The sequence below is a fragment of the Pauljensenia sp. 20925_1_25 genome, assembly GCF_041433955.1.
Classification (GTDB): Bacteria; Actinomycetota; Actinomycetes; order Actinomycetales; family Actinomycetaceae; genus Pauljensenia.
In genome coordinates, this window is sequence record NZ_JAPWCL010000013.1 from 1 (window position 1) to 15527 (window position 15527).

13 protein-coding genes are annotated in these 15527 nt (G+C 63.8%); 3 read left to right on the forward strand and 10 right to left on the reverse strand.

Translation table 11 applies throughout. The annotated features are described in order from the left end of the window. Positions 1 to 492: 492 nt before the first annotated feature. From O3932_RS06755 to O3932_RS06800, 10 genes are all read right to left on the reverse strand, one after another. Positions 493 to 1521, reverse strand: coding sequence for a hypothetical protein (locus tag O3932_RS06755; protein ID WP_371537187.1), 1029 nt, complete (start codon positions 1519 to 1521; stop codon positions 493 to 495). A 39-nt stretch (positions 1522 to 1560) separates the two neighbouring features. Then, a complete protein-coding gene (locus tag O3932_RS06760) occupies positions 1561 to 2652 on the reverse strand; it encodes an ankyrin repeat domain-containing protein (RefSeq protein WP_371537189.1) in 1092 nt (363 codons plus the stop codon). Between the two features lie 48 nt (positions 2653 to 2700). Continuing rightward, the gene (locus tag O3932_RS06765) at positions 2701 to 3690 is read right to left on the reverse strand and encodes a helix-turn-helix domain-containing protein (protein WP_371537192.1); all 990 of its coding nucleotides are present in this window, start codon (positions 3688 to 3690) and stop codon (positions 2701 to 2703) included. An 86-nt stretch (positions 3691 to 3776) separates the two neighbouring features. Beyond that, positions 3777 to 4589 carry a hypothetical protein gene (locus O3932_RS06770; RefSeq protein WP_009647256.1) on the reverse strand — a complete coding sequence of 271 codons (813 nt, stop codon included), beginning with the start codon at positions 4587 to 4589 and terminating at the stop codon, positions 3777 to 3779. Further along, complete coding sequence (locus O3932_RS06775) at positions 4589 to 5317, reverse strand: ABC transporter ATP-binding protein (RefSeq protein ID WP_009647266.1); 729 nt, start codon at positions 5315 to 5317, stop codon at positions 4589 to 4591. The genes O3932_RS06770 and O3932_RS06775 overlap by 1 nt, the downstream gene beginning before the upstream one ends. Positions 5318 to 5335: 18 nt before the next feature. Then, positions 5336 to 5698 (reverse strand): GntR family transcriptional regulator, encoded by a 363-nt coding sequence (locus O3932_RS06780; protein WP_009647265.1) that lies wholly within the window; start codon positions 5696 to 5698, stop codon positions 5336 to 5338. Between the two features lie 170 nt (positions 5699 to 5868). Then, a complete protein-coding gene (locus O3932_RS06785) occupies positions 5869 to 8235 on the reverse strand; it encodes a glycogen/starch/alpha-glucan phosphorylase (RefSeq protein ID WP_371537195.1) in 2367 nt (788 codons plus the stop codon). A gap of 678 nt (positions 8236 to 8913) precedes the next feature. Beyond that, entirely contained in the window at positions 8914 to 9477 is a 564-nt protein-coding gene (locus tag O3932_RS06790; protein ID WP_009647273.1) for an LPXTG cell wall anchor domain-containing protein, read from the reverse strand. A gap of 200 nt (positions 9478 to 9677) precedes the next feature. Continuing rightward, on the reverse strand, positions 9678 to 10307 hold the full coding sequence (locus O3932_RS06795) for a MarC family protein (protein WP_009647258.1): 630 nt from the start codon (positions 10305 to 10307) through the stop codon (positions 9678 to 9680). Continuing rightward, positions 10304 to 11152, reverse strand: a complete 849-nt coding sequence (locus tag O3932_RS06800; RefSeq protein ID WP_009647271.1) for a PHP domain-containing protein — start codon at positions 11150 to 11152, stop codon at positions 10304 to 10306. The genes O3932_RS06795 and O3932_RS06800 overlap by 4 nt, the downstream gene beginning before the upstream one ends. A gap of 239 nt (positions 11153 to 11391) precedes the next feature. Between O3932_RS06800 and O3932_RS06805 the strand changes: the two genes are divergently transcribed. From O3932_RS06805 to O3932_RS06815, 3 genes are all read left to right on the forward strand, one after another. After that, positions 11392 to 12852, forward strand: a complete 1461-nt coding sequence (locus O3932_RS06805; protein ID WP_314568015.1) for an amino acid permease — start codon at positions 11392 to 11394, stop codon at positions 12850 to 12852. A 15-nt stretch (positions 12853 to 12867) separates the two neighbouring features. Next, positions 12868 to 13866: an asparaginase gene (locus O3932_RS06810; protein ID WP_371537199.1), complete on the forward strand. Its 999-nt coding sequence runs from the start codon at positions 12868 to 12870 to the stop codon at positions 13864 to 13866. A gap of 123 nt (positions 13867 to 13989) precedes the next feature. After that, positions 13990 to 15498, forward strand: coding sequence for an aminopeptidase P family protein (locus O3932_RS06815; protein WP_371537200.1), 1509 nt, complete (start codon positions 13990 to 13992; stop codon positions 15496 to 15498). Positions 15499 to 15527: the final 29 nt, after the last annotated feature.

The window sequence follows — 15527 nt, forward strand, 5'->3', positions numbered from 1 at the left end:
CACAACCTCGAAATACCCGCCCGGCTCCGAACAAGAGGCGCTACACCCGATCCGTCGCGCTACACCCGATCAGAAGGGGTGTAATGCCTACAGATCGGGTGCACCGCCTCATCATTAACAAACGTCGTCGCGGAACTAGCCCTACGCAATGACCCAACCGACACACAACGTGCTCAGAACGGGCAGCAATGCACTAGATAGGAGAGCGTTGCACTGCCTGCTATCCAGTGCAACGCTGCGTTAACTAGTGCAATGCCAATGCACAACGAGCACCGTCGCGGAAATAGCTGCCAACGACGTCCCACGTCGGCATCCAACAGGCCCAGGCCGCGCGGCGCTGCACCACTTAGGGAGCATTACACCAGTTAGGGAGCATTACACCACCTCCGAGCTGGTGTAATACCCCGCTAAGTGGTGTAACACCACTTAGAAACAAGCCGCACTGCGGAGACCCACCCCGACTCTCCAGTCGAAAACGCGAGGCAACGCAGTTCAGCGGCGGTTGAAGAGACGATTCACAACCGAGAAACACGCGCCGGCAACGAGGCCACTGGCAGCAGCTCCCATCAGCAGCGTGGGCACAGTAACACCCAAACCACTCGAGCTTACCAGCCTCTCCGTAGCCTGCGCGGGGACAACTGCACCATCAGCAGACTCCTGAGACACACGGGTAGCCACGGACGATGACGCAGGAAGCTCTTCACTTTCCTTGTTCTGCTTGTCAGAAGCGATAGCGGCCCCACTCGCAGGAACGGACACCTCAGCGTTGTGAGAGTCAGCGGGCGAAGTCCCCTTAGACACAGCGCTAACTTCTTCTTCAGATGAGCGAAAGAATTGCACGATCGGCCCCGAGAACAGGCCAACGACGAACATCACAGATAAGCCGACGGCACACGCAATACCCATCTTAAACAGGATGAAGACCTCAAGCTGATCCGATGTACAACTTTCCTTATCACAATGCACACCGAGAATAGACCACGATTTTAGCAATTCTGGCATGATGATGCCCATGATGATGAGGATGCCACCGACAATCTTGTTCATCTCCTCTCGTCGATCCTCAAACTCGATCAGTACACACTGGAACAACGCCCCCACCAAGAAGAGCACGACGATAAAGACCACTTCTTGAAGAGATACAAGCCCCGGCTCGGGATCCCCTTTGCCAATATAGAATCCCAATCCAATCCCATTGTCAACGGAAATCAAGAATGGAAATAATAATACAAAAGCACCGATGAGAATTAGTCGCATTGTCAGAACCGGCCGACTTTCCTGCCAGGCCTTTCGCCGCCAATATATTATCTGCCTCACCACTATGAATCCCATAAGAAATAAGAGCGGAAGACAATAGATCATCCAAACTGACCATACATGTTTCTCATCAACTTGAGCAGAGATGATCATCCGCGTCATCCAGAAGAAAAAGGCGCTCGTGACCAGCAAGAGACACCAAGTAGCTCCGTACGCAATTGCGACCGGTCTTTGTCGCAGCCATCCGAGAATTCGTTTACCCATCTCCACAGTGTAACGCCGCGAGCTTTACACCTAGCCCGCTCACCGCCCCACGTCGGGCAGATCCGTCTCCACAAGAACGGGGTTCAAGCGCACCCAGGCCACTGCCAGCTTCGTGATCTCGTCGACGGCCTCGTGGGACATCGAACGAGACTTGAGGGAGGCGACGGCGGCCTCGGCGCGGGACAGAGAATCAGGCGGCAGCGAAACGCCGGAGGAGACAACACGCAGATACTGGTCCAGCAGCTTCCCAAAAGAGCGATCCCAGTTGATGCCACCGTTGTCGTACACCTCGTGGCCAACCCGCCCCGCAATGCGAATGACCTCGCCCTGCAGCGTCCGACACTGGCCGCTGTCGGGCACAAGCAGATCCCACAGCTCCTCATACTGACGCAGTGCGGGCACGGACGGATCCAGCTCCAGCCGCTCCCCCACGACAGGCGCGCGCTGCGCCTCCCGCTGTTCCACCCCGAACAGCGAGCACAGCTCCGACAACGCAGCCGAGGCCTCGTCGACCCGCGACTGCGAAAGGTGGTCCGGCAGACCGTGCGTGATGAACGTGCAGCGCATCCGGTCCATCGACCGCAGCGCGGTCGGCACACGCTCGCCGACGGGTGCCCCAACGGACAGGAGCAGCCGAATCACCGCGAGCGCGCGCGGCGTGTCCAGGAAGTTGTGCCAGGCCACCACGCTCTCCACAAGCGTCGCCTTCCCGTACACCCTCGAGTCGGCAACAACCAGCGGATCCGCGCCCCACGCAATCATCCGCGACACGTCGGCGACGGGAAAACGCTCGACGACGCCGAACAGCGCCGTCTGATCGGACGTGTCGCGGGCGTTAATGTCGCCTCCGCGCGCGATCAACAGCGGGATTTGATCGAGGCACCGCGAGCTCACGCGCGCGTGAATCGGAGTGCGCTGATACCGGTCACGCGAGTTGACGTCCTCGCCGCGTGCCAGCAGGAAGTCCGTGATCTCCTCAGAGGCAGGGAAGTGCATGAGCCTCGGCTCGTAGGCGGACCCCCGCAGGTACGCACCGACCTCGCAGCGCGCGACCGCGCGCGCCACGGCCTCGACATCACCGGAGGCGATGATCTGCTCGATGTCCGCCGGAAGGGTCTTGCGCAGGCGCACACCGACCACTCTCCTCTCTGAGTTCCTGAGGCCAGTCTAACCGCGCTCCTACTCCCCCTCAGAAGACCCGCCACCGTGCTTCGCGCGCTCCGTGAGGACGCGCTCGACGACGCGCGGCAGGCGGGTGGGGGTCTCGCGGTGGCGGGTCATGGTGAGGAACAGACGGATGCGGGTCAGCGGCGAGACGCGCACAGATTCGGGCCATCGGAGAGCCACGTACTGCACGGCGTCGGCGACCTCGAGACGCCGCGTGGAGTTGCCGACGCGCACCCACAGCTCGGCCTCGCCTTTACCCTTGGGCCCCTTCAGGTACACGGGTCGCGTGGACGGCGGGATCGTCACCCGGCATACTTCCTGGGGTCCGTAGCCCTCCTGGGGGTCCAAGGCCTCGGCGAAGTCGAGGAGGGGCAGCGCGGCCGCGTTAGTACCCAGGCGCTGGCCCCACAGGTCGCGGATCCACAGCTCGAAGCGGTCCGCGTCCGGGGTCTTCAGGGTCGCGTAGTCGGGACCCAGCCCGATGAGCCGGCCGTCGTCGTCCACCCCGATGAGCAGGGTGCCGCCGCCGGAGTTCATGAACGCGGCGACCGTCTTGGCGATGACGGTTTCCATGGCGTCATCGCGCTTGCCGGCGCGCATGTTCCAGCGGGCGCTGGACTTGAACTCGAGGGAGTCGGATTCGCCGCGCTTGGCGACCTCGGCGATGGGTTCGAGGCCGGGGCGCGGGTGCAGGTACGCGACGATCAGGGAGACAATGATGACCACGACAAGGGCCACCACCGCGGCCACGCCGATCATCGCGGGGCGCCACATGTCGGCGGATGCGAAGATCCAGCCAGCGACCAGCAGGCCTCCCCACAGGCCCCCGAGGCCGGTGAGGGTCGCCGAGGCCGTGGACATCGTCATGCGCGAGGCCAGGAGGCGACGCACGACCAAGCCGATGAGCCATGCGATGACGAGAAGGAGGACCTGGATGCCGACCCACCGCAGCAGGTCGGGGTTCTGAGGCGTGGCCCTAAACTGCGGCCCTCCAGCGGTCATCTGCGCTCCTCATATACAAAGTCGGCGGCGGGATCGGATGTCACCACCCTATCCCACCGCCGACCACCGATCAGCGCATCACGCCATCAGCGCAAGGACGTGTGCTTCTCAATCGAGCGGGACGCCCACAGCCCCAGGATCAGGGCGAACAGGGGCACGAGGATGTAGGAGCCGATGCCGATGACGTTGGGTTGACCGTCGGTTCCCATCGTCGCTCGGTACGAGGTCCACATAATCTCTGTGGAGAAATGGCCGTCGGTCGTGACGGACAGCGGAAGGAAGAACGTGCCAACCGTGGAAAGCACCTGGTTCACGATGTACAGCAAGACGAAACCGATGATGGGAGCGCCGAAGCCGAGGTGGTTGAAGCGGCCTTCCGCGCCGATCGTCATGGCGGCGCAGCCCTGCACGATCCACGACATCGACAAAACGATCTGCACCGCAATCATGATGACAACGGTAGATGTGGGCATTCCGGCCACGAGGGAACGGGGTCCGGCCGTGTACTCGGCGAGGCTGATGCCGTCGCTCCACGCGGCGGCCGCGGCAACCGCGATGATTCCGCCGACGGCCAGGGCGAGGGCCAGGAGGCATTCGATCACGATGCGGGTGATCTTCGCCCAGAAGATGACCGTGCCGGAGATTGGCAGGCTCATCGTGAAGTAGCCGCGCTGCCCGTACAGGGTCTTCCAGTAGTCGGCCAGGGCCGCGATCGCGCAGGCGGCCGGTGTGAGCGCGCACAGGGCGTAGGCGAGCATCACGGTGGAGCCGCTGATCCCCGGCAGCCCCGCGGCGACGATTCCCGCGGCAACCGCGATGACAGCAACGAACGCCCCGAAGGAACGCGCGTCCGCGACGAGACGCCACCGGATCTCGTATGCAAGAAGTTTGGTGTACATCAGCGGTACTCCTTCCGGAAGATGGCGTCGAGGGAATCGCCATGCGTGGCCCGCAGGTCGTCAGCGTCTCCTTGCAGGAGGACCTGTCCGTCCTTCATGAAGAGCGCGTAGTCGACGAAGTGCTCGATGTCGGAAATGAGGTGTGTGGACATGATGAGCAGCGACGCGGGGTCGAACTCGCGCAGGATGCCCTCGAGGATGACGTCGCGCGTCGCCGGGTCGACGCCGCTAATCGGCTCATCGAGCAGGTACACGCGGGCGCGCCGGGACATGATGAGGCTGATCTGGAGTTTCTCCCCCATGCCTTTGCTCATCTCGGCGAGGCGGCGGTCGGTGGGCAGTCCGAAGAAGTCGATCATCGAGGCGGCTTTGTCGGCGTCGAAGTCGCTAAAGAACGTGGAGTAGACGCGGATCGCGTCGGTAGCGGTCCAGTCGGTGTTGAGGAAGTCGGCGTCGGGCAGGTAGGAGACGATTGCCTTAGTGGCGACGCCGGGTGCGTGCCCGTCGATGGTCACGGTTCCCTGGTAGTCGGAGAGGACTCCGGCGAGGATCTTGAGCAGCGTGGTTTTACCGCAGCCGTTGGGACCCATGAGGCCGACGATGTGCCCGGCCTCCAGGCTCAGGTTGTAGTCGCGTAGAGCGGGGGTCGAGCGGTAGCTCTTCGTCAGGCCGGTGACCTCGACGAGGCCTGGGCCAGCCGCGCTCGCGCCTGTGGGTTGGGTGGTCATGAGAGTTGTCCTCCTGTATTACAGGTCCGCATCCCAGCGTTCATCCACGAGGCCGTGGGCACCTTCGCGGTCGACACCAAGGGCTCGGCAGGCGCGGATGAAGGCGTCTGCTGCGGCGCGAGCGTCCTCCTGGCGGAGGGTGCGTAGCGCAGTGTCGTCGGTGGCGACAAATCGTCCGGCCGTCCGCTTGGGGACGGTGAGTCCTTCGTCGTCGAGGGCGGCGAGGGCTCGCTGGACGGTGTTGGGGTTGGTGCCGGCCTCGATGGCGAGGTCGCGGACGGAGGGGATCTTCTGGCCGGGCTTCCACGTGCCATCGGTGATGCGGGCGCGGAAGTTGTCGGCCAGCTGGATCCAGATGGGGCGGGTGTCATCGATGCGCATCGATGTGTCCCTCCTGTCTTGCTGTATTAATACACTAATACAATGACACAGTTTCCAAACTGTGTCAACCTACTAATACAGTTCAGTCACATGCTGACACACTCGCACGTTTCCAGACACGGAGAAAGGCCCGGAACCATACGGTTCCGGGCCTTTCCTACGCGAATGCGTCAGGCGATCGGCTCACCCTTGATGTGCCAGACCTCGCGAGCATAGTCGGAGATCGTGCGGTCCGAGGAGAAGCGACCGGAGCGGGAGATGTTCGCCCACACGCGCTTGTTCCATGCCTTCTGGTCGCGGTAATCGGCGGCCATACGATCCTTGGTCTCACGGTACGCGGCAAAATCGCCCAGGACGTAGTACACGTCGGCCGGATCGTAGCCGCCCTCAAGGATCGAGTGGCGGATGTCGTAGAACCAGCCGGAGTTGTTGTCGTTGAGCGTGCCATCGGTCAGGGCGTCAATGACGCGCTTGAGGCCGGGGACGTTCTCGTAGTGCCAACGGGGATCGTAGTGACGACGCAGCTCGGGCAGCTCATCGTCGGTCGCGCCGAAGATGTAGGCATTGTCCGCGCCCACGGCCTCGAGAATCTCAACATTCGCGCCATCCAGGGTGCCCAGGGTGAGGGCGCCGTTCATCATGAACTTCATGTTGGACGTGCCCGAGGCCTCCTTGCCAGCCATCGAGATCTGCTCGGAGACGTCGGCGGCGGGGATGATGTGCTCGGCGGGCGAGACGTTGTAGTTATGGACGAAGACGACCTTGATGCGACCGTTGATGTCCTTGTCGTTGTTCACCAGCTCGCCAATGGCGTTGATGAGCTTAATGATGGCCTTGGCGCGGATGTAGCCGGGGGCAGCCTTCGCACCGAAGATGAACACGCGGTTCGGGGTATCCAGCGTCGGGTCATCCTTCATGCGGAAGTACAGGTCCAGGACGTAGAAGGCGTTGAGCAGCTGACGCTTGTACTCGTGCAGACGCTTGATCTGAACGTCGAAGATCGAGTCGGGATCGATCTCGACACCCTCGCGCTCCTTGATCCACGCAGCGAAGTCGACCTTGTTAGCGTGCTTGATCTCGCCCAGGCGCGTGAGCACGTCGTCGGTGCCAGCCTCGGTGAAGTCAGAGAGCACGGTGAGGTCGCGGACCCACGCGTCGGAACCGGTGACCTCGTCGAGGAGGGCGGCCAGGCGGGGGTTGCACTGCTTGAGCCAGCGGCGCGGGGTCACGCCGTTGGTCTTGTTGTTGAAGCGCTCAGGCCAGATGGCGTACCACTCCTTGAGGGTGTCGCGCTTGATGATCTCCGTGTGGAGGGCGGCGACGCCGTTGATGGAGTAGGACGCGTAGCAGGCGATCCAGGCCATGCGCACGGTGTTTCCGGAGACGGGGGCCATGTAGTCGATGGTGCCCTGGTCGAGGCCACGCTCGGCCATGTCGATGCGGAAGCGACGGTCGATCTCGCGGACGATCTCGGAGATGCGCGGGAACAGGCGATCAAAGATGTGGATGTCCCAGGTCTCGAGGGCCTCGGCAAGAACCGTGTGGTTCGTGTAAGCGAAGGTCTTGGAGACAACTGCCCAGGCCTCTTCCCAGCCGAGGCCGTGCTCGTCCATGAGGATGCGCATGAGTTCGGGGATGGCGAGGACCGGGTGGGTGTCGTTGAGCTGAACGGCGTTGTACTCGGCGAAGCCATTCAGGTCGGTGCCGTGGTGACGCACGTAGTTCTCGACGATCTCCTGCAGGGAGGCGGAGCAGAAGAAGTACTGCTGGCGCACGCGCAGGACCTTGCCCTCGAACGTGGTGTCGTTGGGGTACAGGACACGGGAGATGTCCATGGTGCGCTCACGGTCGATGATCGCGTCGGTGAAGCGCTGGGAGTTGAAGGCGTCGTAGTCGAACTCTTCGATGGGTTCGGCCTTCCACAGACGCAGGGTACCCACGTTCTTGGTGCCGTAGCCGGTGATCGCGATGTCGTAGGGGACGGCGCGCACGGTCAGGTCGGCGTAGGAGACGATGCGGGAGCGCTCTTCGCGGCGGGTGACGAAGGGGTAGCCCTCCTCCATCCACGGATCCGGGTGCTCAGTCTGGAAGCCGTTGTCGAAGAGCTGCTTGAACAGACCGTAGCGGTACAGGATGCCGTAGCCGCGCACGGGCAGATCCAGGGTGGCGCAGGAGTCCAGGAAGCAGGCGGCGAGGCGGCCGAGGCCACCGTTACCGAGGGAGGCGTCCGGCTCCTCTTCGAGAACCTGGCCAAGATCGAGGCCGTAGGCGGCGAGGGCTTCGCGAGCCTTCTCGACGAGGCCAAGGTTCGACAGGTTGTTCAGCAGGGCGCGACCCATGAGGAACTCAGCGGAGAAGTAGTGTTCCTGACGGCCCTTGGCGTAACGCTCGGTGGTGGCGGCCCAGTTGTCAGCGATCTGATCGACGATGGCAGCGGACAGACCCTGCCACACCTCCATCAGAGTCGAGTCTTCAACGGGGCGCCCGGAGGTCGCACGCACATGCGAGGGCAGCGACTGCGTCAGATCCAGCGTCATATGACTTCCTTTTTCGTGTCTATGCCCTCCCGCCAAGCGGCGAGCCCCGGGTAGGGATCGGGCCTCATCTTACAGATTACCGATCCGCGCAGCTAATTCCCTGTTTTGACCACTCTCTGCGAGATTCACCACCCACTCTCACGTGACCAACTACACCCCCCGAAAAGGCCCCATGACTAAAGACCCAACCCCCACACTCCCCTACCAACTCACTCGAGGCCGGACCTGCGCGAAGACTCACGAGCATCGCGAAATGACAGCACGAACACTGAACTTGCCGGGTGGAGAGAAGCGCAAGGGCCGAGGCTTCCCCCAATCCCGGAGAGCACAGCGCCGCACACGACAGGGCACCACAACGGAGGTACCGAACATCAGGGGCGTGCCCCTGCGGGGGCACTGCCCGCAGGGGCACATATACAGGAAAGTGGCACCCCTCGGGCGAGCGATGCCACTTTCCATCACCGGTTCATCATGAGGGCTCAATTCATGGTGACTTTCGGTACTCCCATTGTGCATGTGACGCGCATATCATTTCAAGGCGAAACACCTCGTTTTCGTTGCAAATCTGCGGCACATCCATGCACGTTTGTTCATAAAGTCGCTGCGATCTGCAAAAACTAGACAAAAAGCGGGTCCGCTCGATTCGAGCGGACCCGCGGATTCTGTCAAGCAAAAACCTCAGTGACGCTTGCGCGCGATCACGAGGGTCACACCACCAGCCAGGGCGATGACACCAGCGCCCGCAGCGATCGACGCAGAAGAACCAGTGTTTGCCAGCATCTGGGTAGAAGCCTCAGCAGGCCCATTCGAGTGACGGATACCGGAACGAACGCTCACAGGAGCCAGACCTTCGGCGGGGGTCACCTCGCCATGGGTGGTCACGCCGGTCCCAGAACCGGGAGCGGCCGGCTCGGGAACAGAGGGTTCCTCGCCGGGGGTGGGCGTCTGAGGCTCGGGAGCAGGCGTCGAGGGCTGATCCGGACCGGGGCCGGGGTTGGACGGCTCGGGGGTAGGCGTGTTGTCGACGGGGGCCGGCGGCTCCTCGGGACCAACGACCGGGGTGGAAGGCGAGGGAGTGGGCTGACCAATGGAGGGGTTACCCTTCGAAGGTTCACCGATGGAAGGGTTCCCCTTCGCGCCGTCACCAATCGGAGACTCAGCTGCGAAAGCAACGCCGGTGGAAGCAGCGATGATGCCAAAAGCCGCCGTCGCGGCGAACAGGGAGGCAGTCGTCTTCTTCATGATCTCTCCTGAAACGGATGTGATGCGGGATGAATGCACGACCCTGACCGGCACTGGGAGTGTCAGATCAGGGATCCACCCTTACTCTACAACACTTCCTGACCATCGAGAAGGGTTTTCCTAAAATCACACCAGACGACCCTGTCCATCACATCAGAATTTAACTCAAATACCGAGTAATTCACGCCCTTCTAAAAAGTTCAAGAACCTTGGAACGTCGCGATAAACTTGAAAATTCCCTCCATGATGAGTTGCGTTGCAATAGCAGCAAGAAGCAAACCTGAGATCTTGGTCAACAGCATGATGCCCCCGGGTCCCAGCAGCCGAGAGAGGATGAGCGAAAAGCGCATCGTCAGCCACATGACGACGTGCGCCAGCACCACGGCCAGGACGACGGCGATCCACGATCCGACGTTCGCTCCAGCCTGCCCAACGGCCACCATGACGGCGACGATCGAGCCGGGACCAGCCAGCAGCGGCGTCCCAAGGGGAACGAGCGCGACGTTGACGCTTTCGTCCCCCGTATCAGGTGTCGAGGAATCGGTGCCCATGAGGAGTTCCATGGCGACCAGGAACAGCAGGACGCCGCCGGACAGCTGCAGTGCCTCCATCGAAATGCTCAGGAGGCGCAGGATCTGTCCGCCGAGGATCGCGAATGTCAGGATGACACCGAAGGACACGGAGGTCGCCTGGATCGCTGCCCGCCGCTGCTTGGCCTGGGAATAACGAGACGTGAGTCCCAGGAAGATCGGCACCGTGCCGATGGGGTCCATGATGACCGTCAGCGTCGTGAAGGCGGTGGCGAAGAGGGCGACGTCGAAGAGGCTCACGGCTGCACCACCTCGATGCTCCCTTGCGCGATAACCTCGGCGATGATGTCGGGGTCGGTCGTGTTTTCGCCGATGCGGTTGGGCTTGCCGGTGCCGTGGTAGTCGGAGGATCCAAACTCCGCGAGTCCCAATTCCCTGGCGATGCGGTCAACGTCGGCGCGATCCTCAGGAGCATGGTCGCGGTGGTTACGCTCGATACCGAAGAGACCCGCCTGAGCCATCTGCGCGATAACGTCCTCGGGCAGCAGCCGCTGACGCTTGCGGGCGCGCGGATGCGCCAAGACGGGCACTCCCCCGGCCTCACGCACGCAGCGCACCGCTTCGACCGGGTCGGGTGCCCAGTGGTGCACGTAGTAGGGACCCGACGGGTGCAGGGCCTTGACGAATGCGGCGCTGCGGTCGGGGAAAGCACCGGCGGCGACGAGCGCGTCGGCGATGTGCGGACGTCCCACGGGGCCGCCCTCGGGCGCGAAAGCGAGCACGTCCTCCCACGTGATCGGGTAGTCCGCGCTCAGGTTCTCGACCATGCGGAGGGCGCGCGTCTCGCGGTCCTCCCGGGTTCGCCGGAAATTATCGACGAGGCCGGGGCTGGCCGGGTCGAAAAGGTAGGCCAGCAGGTGCACGGTGATGCCCGATGCTGAGCAGGACATTTCAGCGCCCCGAATGAGGGTGACGCCAGTGTCGGGGACAGCGGATACAGCTTCGTCCCATCCGGTCGTCGTATCGTGATCGGTCAGCGCAATCGCGTCCAACCCGGCCTCGGCGGCAATCGCGAGGAGCTGCGCGGGCGTGTCCGTTCCATCCGAGTAAGCGCTATGAGTATGGGGATCAATTCGCTTCACCATCTGAGATTACCGCATTAATCCGATCACACCACCGGGCATCGGAGGGGGTCCCCGCGAGCGCGCCGAGGCCTCGTGAAAACCCCTGATTTTGAGCGGTGGGACGTCGTCTTTCCGCACGTCTTTTCACGGGTCACAATACGTCTTTGCGCATATGCCCACCCCCGGCGAGACGCCGATCACTGTAGGAAACTGTCTGCACGCGGCCATATGGCCCCCTCAACACCGATTGGAGTACACGCGTGTCTGACAAGGATCAGACCCAGGTGTCTACCGCGACCGATGCGGGAGACGCCGGGTATAACAAGGCTCTGAAAAACCGACATATCCAGATGATCGCCATCGGCGGCTCGATTGGCACCGGCCTGTTCCTGGGTGCCGGCGGCCGTCTGGCCCAGGGCGGCCCCGCGCTCGCCTTCGCCTACGCAGTGTGTGGCGTCTTTGCATTCCTGATGGTCCGCGCTCTCGGCGAGTTGGCGGTGCGTCGCCCCTCCTCGGGCGCCTTCGTGTCCTACGCCCGCGAGTTCCTGGGCGAGAAGGGCGCGTTCATCACCGGCTGGTTCTTCTTCCTGGACTGGGCCGTCACCGTCATGGCTGACATCACCGCTGTAGCGCTCTACATGCACTACTGGACAATGTTCGAGGCCATCCCACAGTGGGTGATCGCCCTCATCGCGCTGGCCCTCGTGTTCGTCCTGAACATGCTGAGCGTGAAGGCCTTTGGTGAGGCCGAATTCTGGTTCGCGATGATTAAGGTCGCGACGATCCTCATCTTCATGGCTGTCGCCATCTGGGCGATCATCACGCAGGCGCACGTCGCCGATTACACCGCGGGCGTCCACAACATTTCCGAGTCCGGCGGTTGGTTCCCCGAGGGGCTGGCCCCCGTGTTCGCCCTGACCCTGGGCGTCGTCTTTGCCTTCGGCGGGACCGAGATGGTGGGTGTCGCAGCCGGTGAGGCGAAGGATGCCGCAACAATCCTGCCCAAGGCCATCAACTCGATGGTCATCCGTATTTTCTTCTTCTACGTTGGCTCCGTCGTTCTCTTCGCACTGGCGCTGCCCTACAACGCCTACTCGTCGAATGAGTCACCCTTCACGACGTTCTTCTCCGGCATCGGCGTTCCCCACGCGGGTGACATCATGCAGGTGGTTGTCCTGACCGCGGCGCTCTCCTCGCTGAACGCCGGCCTCTACGCGACCGGTCGCACGCTGCGTTCGATGGCGCTCGTGGGCGAGGGGCCGCGCTACGCGGCTCGCCTCAACAAGAACCACGTGCCCTACGGCGGCATCATCATCACCGCGTCGCTCGGTCTGCTGGGCGTCCTGCTCAACGCCTTCGTGCCGCAGGACGCTTTCAACATCGTCATGGACCTGGCGGGCATCGGCATCGCTGGTACCTGGGCGATGATCCTCATCTCGCACCTGGCGTTCCTGCGCAAGGTCAAGCGCGGCGAAGCGCAGCGTCCCGAGTTCCGCATGCCGGGCGCCCCCTACACGAACTACCTGGCGCTGCTCTTCTTCGCGGTGGTCGTTGGCTCCAACGTGACCTCCGAGTCGGGCCGCTGGACCCTCGCGCTCTTCGCCGTGGTCGTCGTCCTCATGGTCGCCGGCTGGTACTACGTGCGCGGGCGCGTCGGCAACCTGACCGACGAGGCCGCCGCCTCGCTCCAGGGCGACGAGACCCTGGTGTCGAGCGACTGATCGAAAGGACTCACCGTGCGTCTTCACGTCACGTATGCGGGTGGAACCATCGGCATGGTCGATTCCCCGGAGGGTCTGCGTCCCGGCGCGGACCTGCAGGGGTGGTTCGGCTCCCAGCTGGAGGGCATCGAGCTGGCCTCGAACATCACGATGTCGACGCTGGACCCACTCATCGACTCCTCGGAGGCCACTCCCGAGGACTGGCAGGCCATCATCGACGACATCAATGCGCACGCCGATGAGGCCGATGCCTTCCTGGTCCTGCACGGCACGGACACGATGGCCTACTCGGCCGCGGCCCTGTCCTACGCGCTGGCGAGCATGGGCAAGCCGGTCGTCTTGACCGGCTCCCAGTACCCGCTCGGCGTGGTCGGCTCGGATGCGTCGGCGAACGTCACGGGTGCGCTGCGCGCCGCGATTTCACGCCACGCACGCGGGGTCATGCTGTTCTTCGGACACAAGCTCCTGGCCGGCAACCGGGCCACCAAGACCTCGTCGTGGGCCTTCCGCGGCTTCGAGTCGCCCTCCGTGTCCCCCATGGCGCGCACGGGTGCCCCGTGGCGCTGGTACGGCGCTCCCCATCCGGGCACCGGCTGGACCGATCCCAGCCCGTACACGCGCCAGGATGTCGCCGTCATCGACGTGGTTCCCGGCATGAGCGCCGCACGCCTGCGCGCGATGACGACGCCCCACCCGGACGCTTTCATCCTGCGCACCTTCGGCGTGGGTAACATCCCCGCGTCCGAGCCGGGCCTGGTGGATGTCCTGGCCGAGCTCGCCAACGCCGATGTGCCGATCATCGTCGCCTCCCAGTGCTACCAGTCCGAGGTCATGCTCGGCCACTACGAGGCCGGCAACGCCCTGGCGCAGCTGGGTGCGATCGGCGCGCACGACATGACGCTCGAGGCCCTCTACGCCAAGACCGTGTTCCTGCTCTCGCAGGGCAAGCGCGGCGCGGACTTCAAGCGCTGGATGGACCTGTCCATCGCGGGAGAGCTCACCCTCCAGGACTGATCCTCTCCCACACGACCTGCCCCGGCCTCGTCCCCGCGCCTGCCGCGCGACCTGGGAACGAGGCCGGGGTTTGTCATGCCCCCGGGCACTCCACCGGGGCGCTCACAGCCGTAGAATGGGCCCATGAGCGAAGAAGAATCCCAGTCAATGGCCGACCGAGGCGAAAGCCGCTCCCGTCAGCCCCAGTCCTCTGCGTTCCGCAAGTTCATCGGCTCCGGATGGGCCCCGCGCCCCACTGACCTGCCCACGCGTGAACGCGTCGCCGATTTCCTCACCGACCGCACTCTCAAGGCCGGTGCCCCCTTCCCCGGCGAGCGCCTCGTCATCCCCGCGGGTCCCTACAAGGTCCGCTCGAACGACTGCGACTACCGCTTCCGCGCGCACTCCGCGTTCGCGCACCTGTCGGGCCTGGGCGGCGAAAAGGAGCCGGATACGGTCCTGGTGCTCGAACCGAATGAGGACGGCACCCACACCGCGCTGCTGTTCTTCAAGCCGCGCGCCTCGCGTTCCTCCAAGGAGTTCTACGCCAACCCGCGCTACGGCGAATTCTGGGTGGGTGCGCGCCCGTCGCTCGAAGAGGTCTCGGCCGCGACCGGCCTGGAAACCCGCCACATTGACACGCTGCGCGACGCGCTGTCCAAGGATGCCGGCCAGGTGAGCCTACGCATCGTGCGCGGCGTGGACGCCCAGATCGAAGACATGGTCAACGAGATTCGCATCCAGGCGTCCCTGCCGTTTGGCGACGACGCGCGCGAAGAAGACGAGGCTCTCGAGGAACGCCTCTCCGAAATCCGCCTCAAGAAAGACGCCTACGAGATCGGGGAAATGATCCGCGCGGTCGAGGTCACCAAAGCCGGCTTCGAGGACATCATCCGCGTCCTGCCGCGCGCCATCGGTCACCGCCGTGGCGAGCGCGTCATCGAGGGGGCCTTCGCGGCGAACGCCCGCGAGGAAGGAAACGGCCTGGGATACGACACCATCGCGGCCTCCGGCAACCACGCGAACACCCTGCACTGGATCGACAACGACGGCGAGGTGCGCGAAGGCGACCTGGTGCTCGTCGACGCCGGCGTCGAGGTCGACTCCCTCTACACGGCCGACATCACGCGCACACTGCCCGTCAACGGGCGCTTCACCGAGGTCCAGGCCCGCGTCTACCAGGCCGTGCTCGACGCCTGCGAGGCTGCCCTGGCCCGCGCCAACCAGCCCGGCTGCCGCTTCAAGGACGTGCACGACGCCGCTATGGAGGTCATCGCTGCCCGCCTGTACGAGTGGGGCATCCTGCCCGTCACCCCGGAAGAGTCCCTGGCCTCCACCGGCCAGCAGCACCGCCGCTGGATGCCGCACGGCACCAGCCACCACCTGGGCCTGGACGTGCACGACTGCGCGAAGGCGCGCGCAGAACTCTACCAAGGCGCGCTGCTCGAGCCGGGCATGATCTTCACGATCGAGCCGGGCCTGTACTTCCGCGCCGACGACCTGCTGATCCCCGAGGAATACCGCGGAATCGGCGTGCGCATCGAGGACGACGTCGTGGTGAACGCCGACGGCACCGTCACGCGCATCTCCGAAGACATCCCGCGCACCATCGCAGACGTCGAGGAGTGGATCGCGCGTATCCAGGGACGCTAAGCGCGCCCCGCGCGGATTTTTTCGCTGGA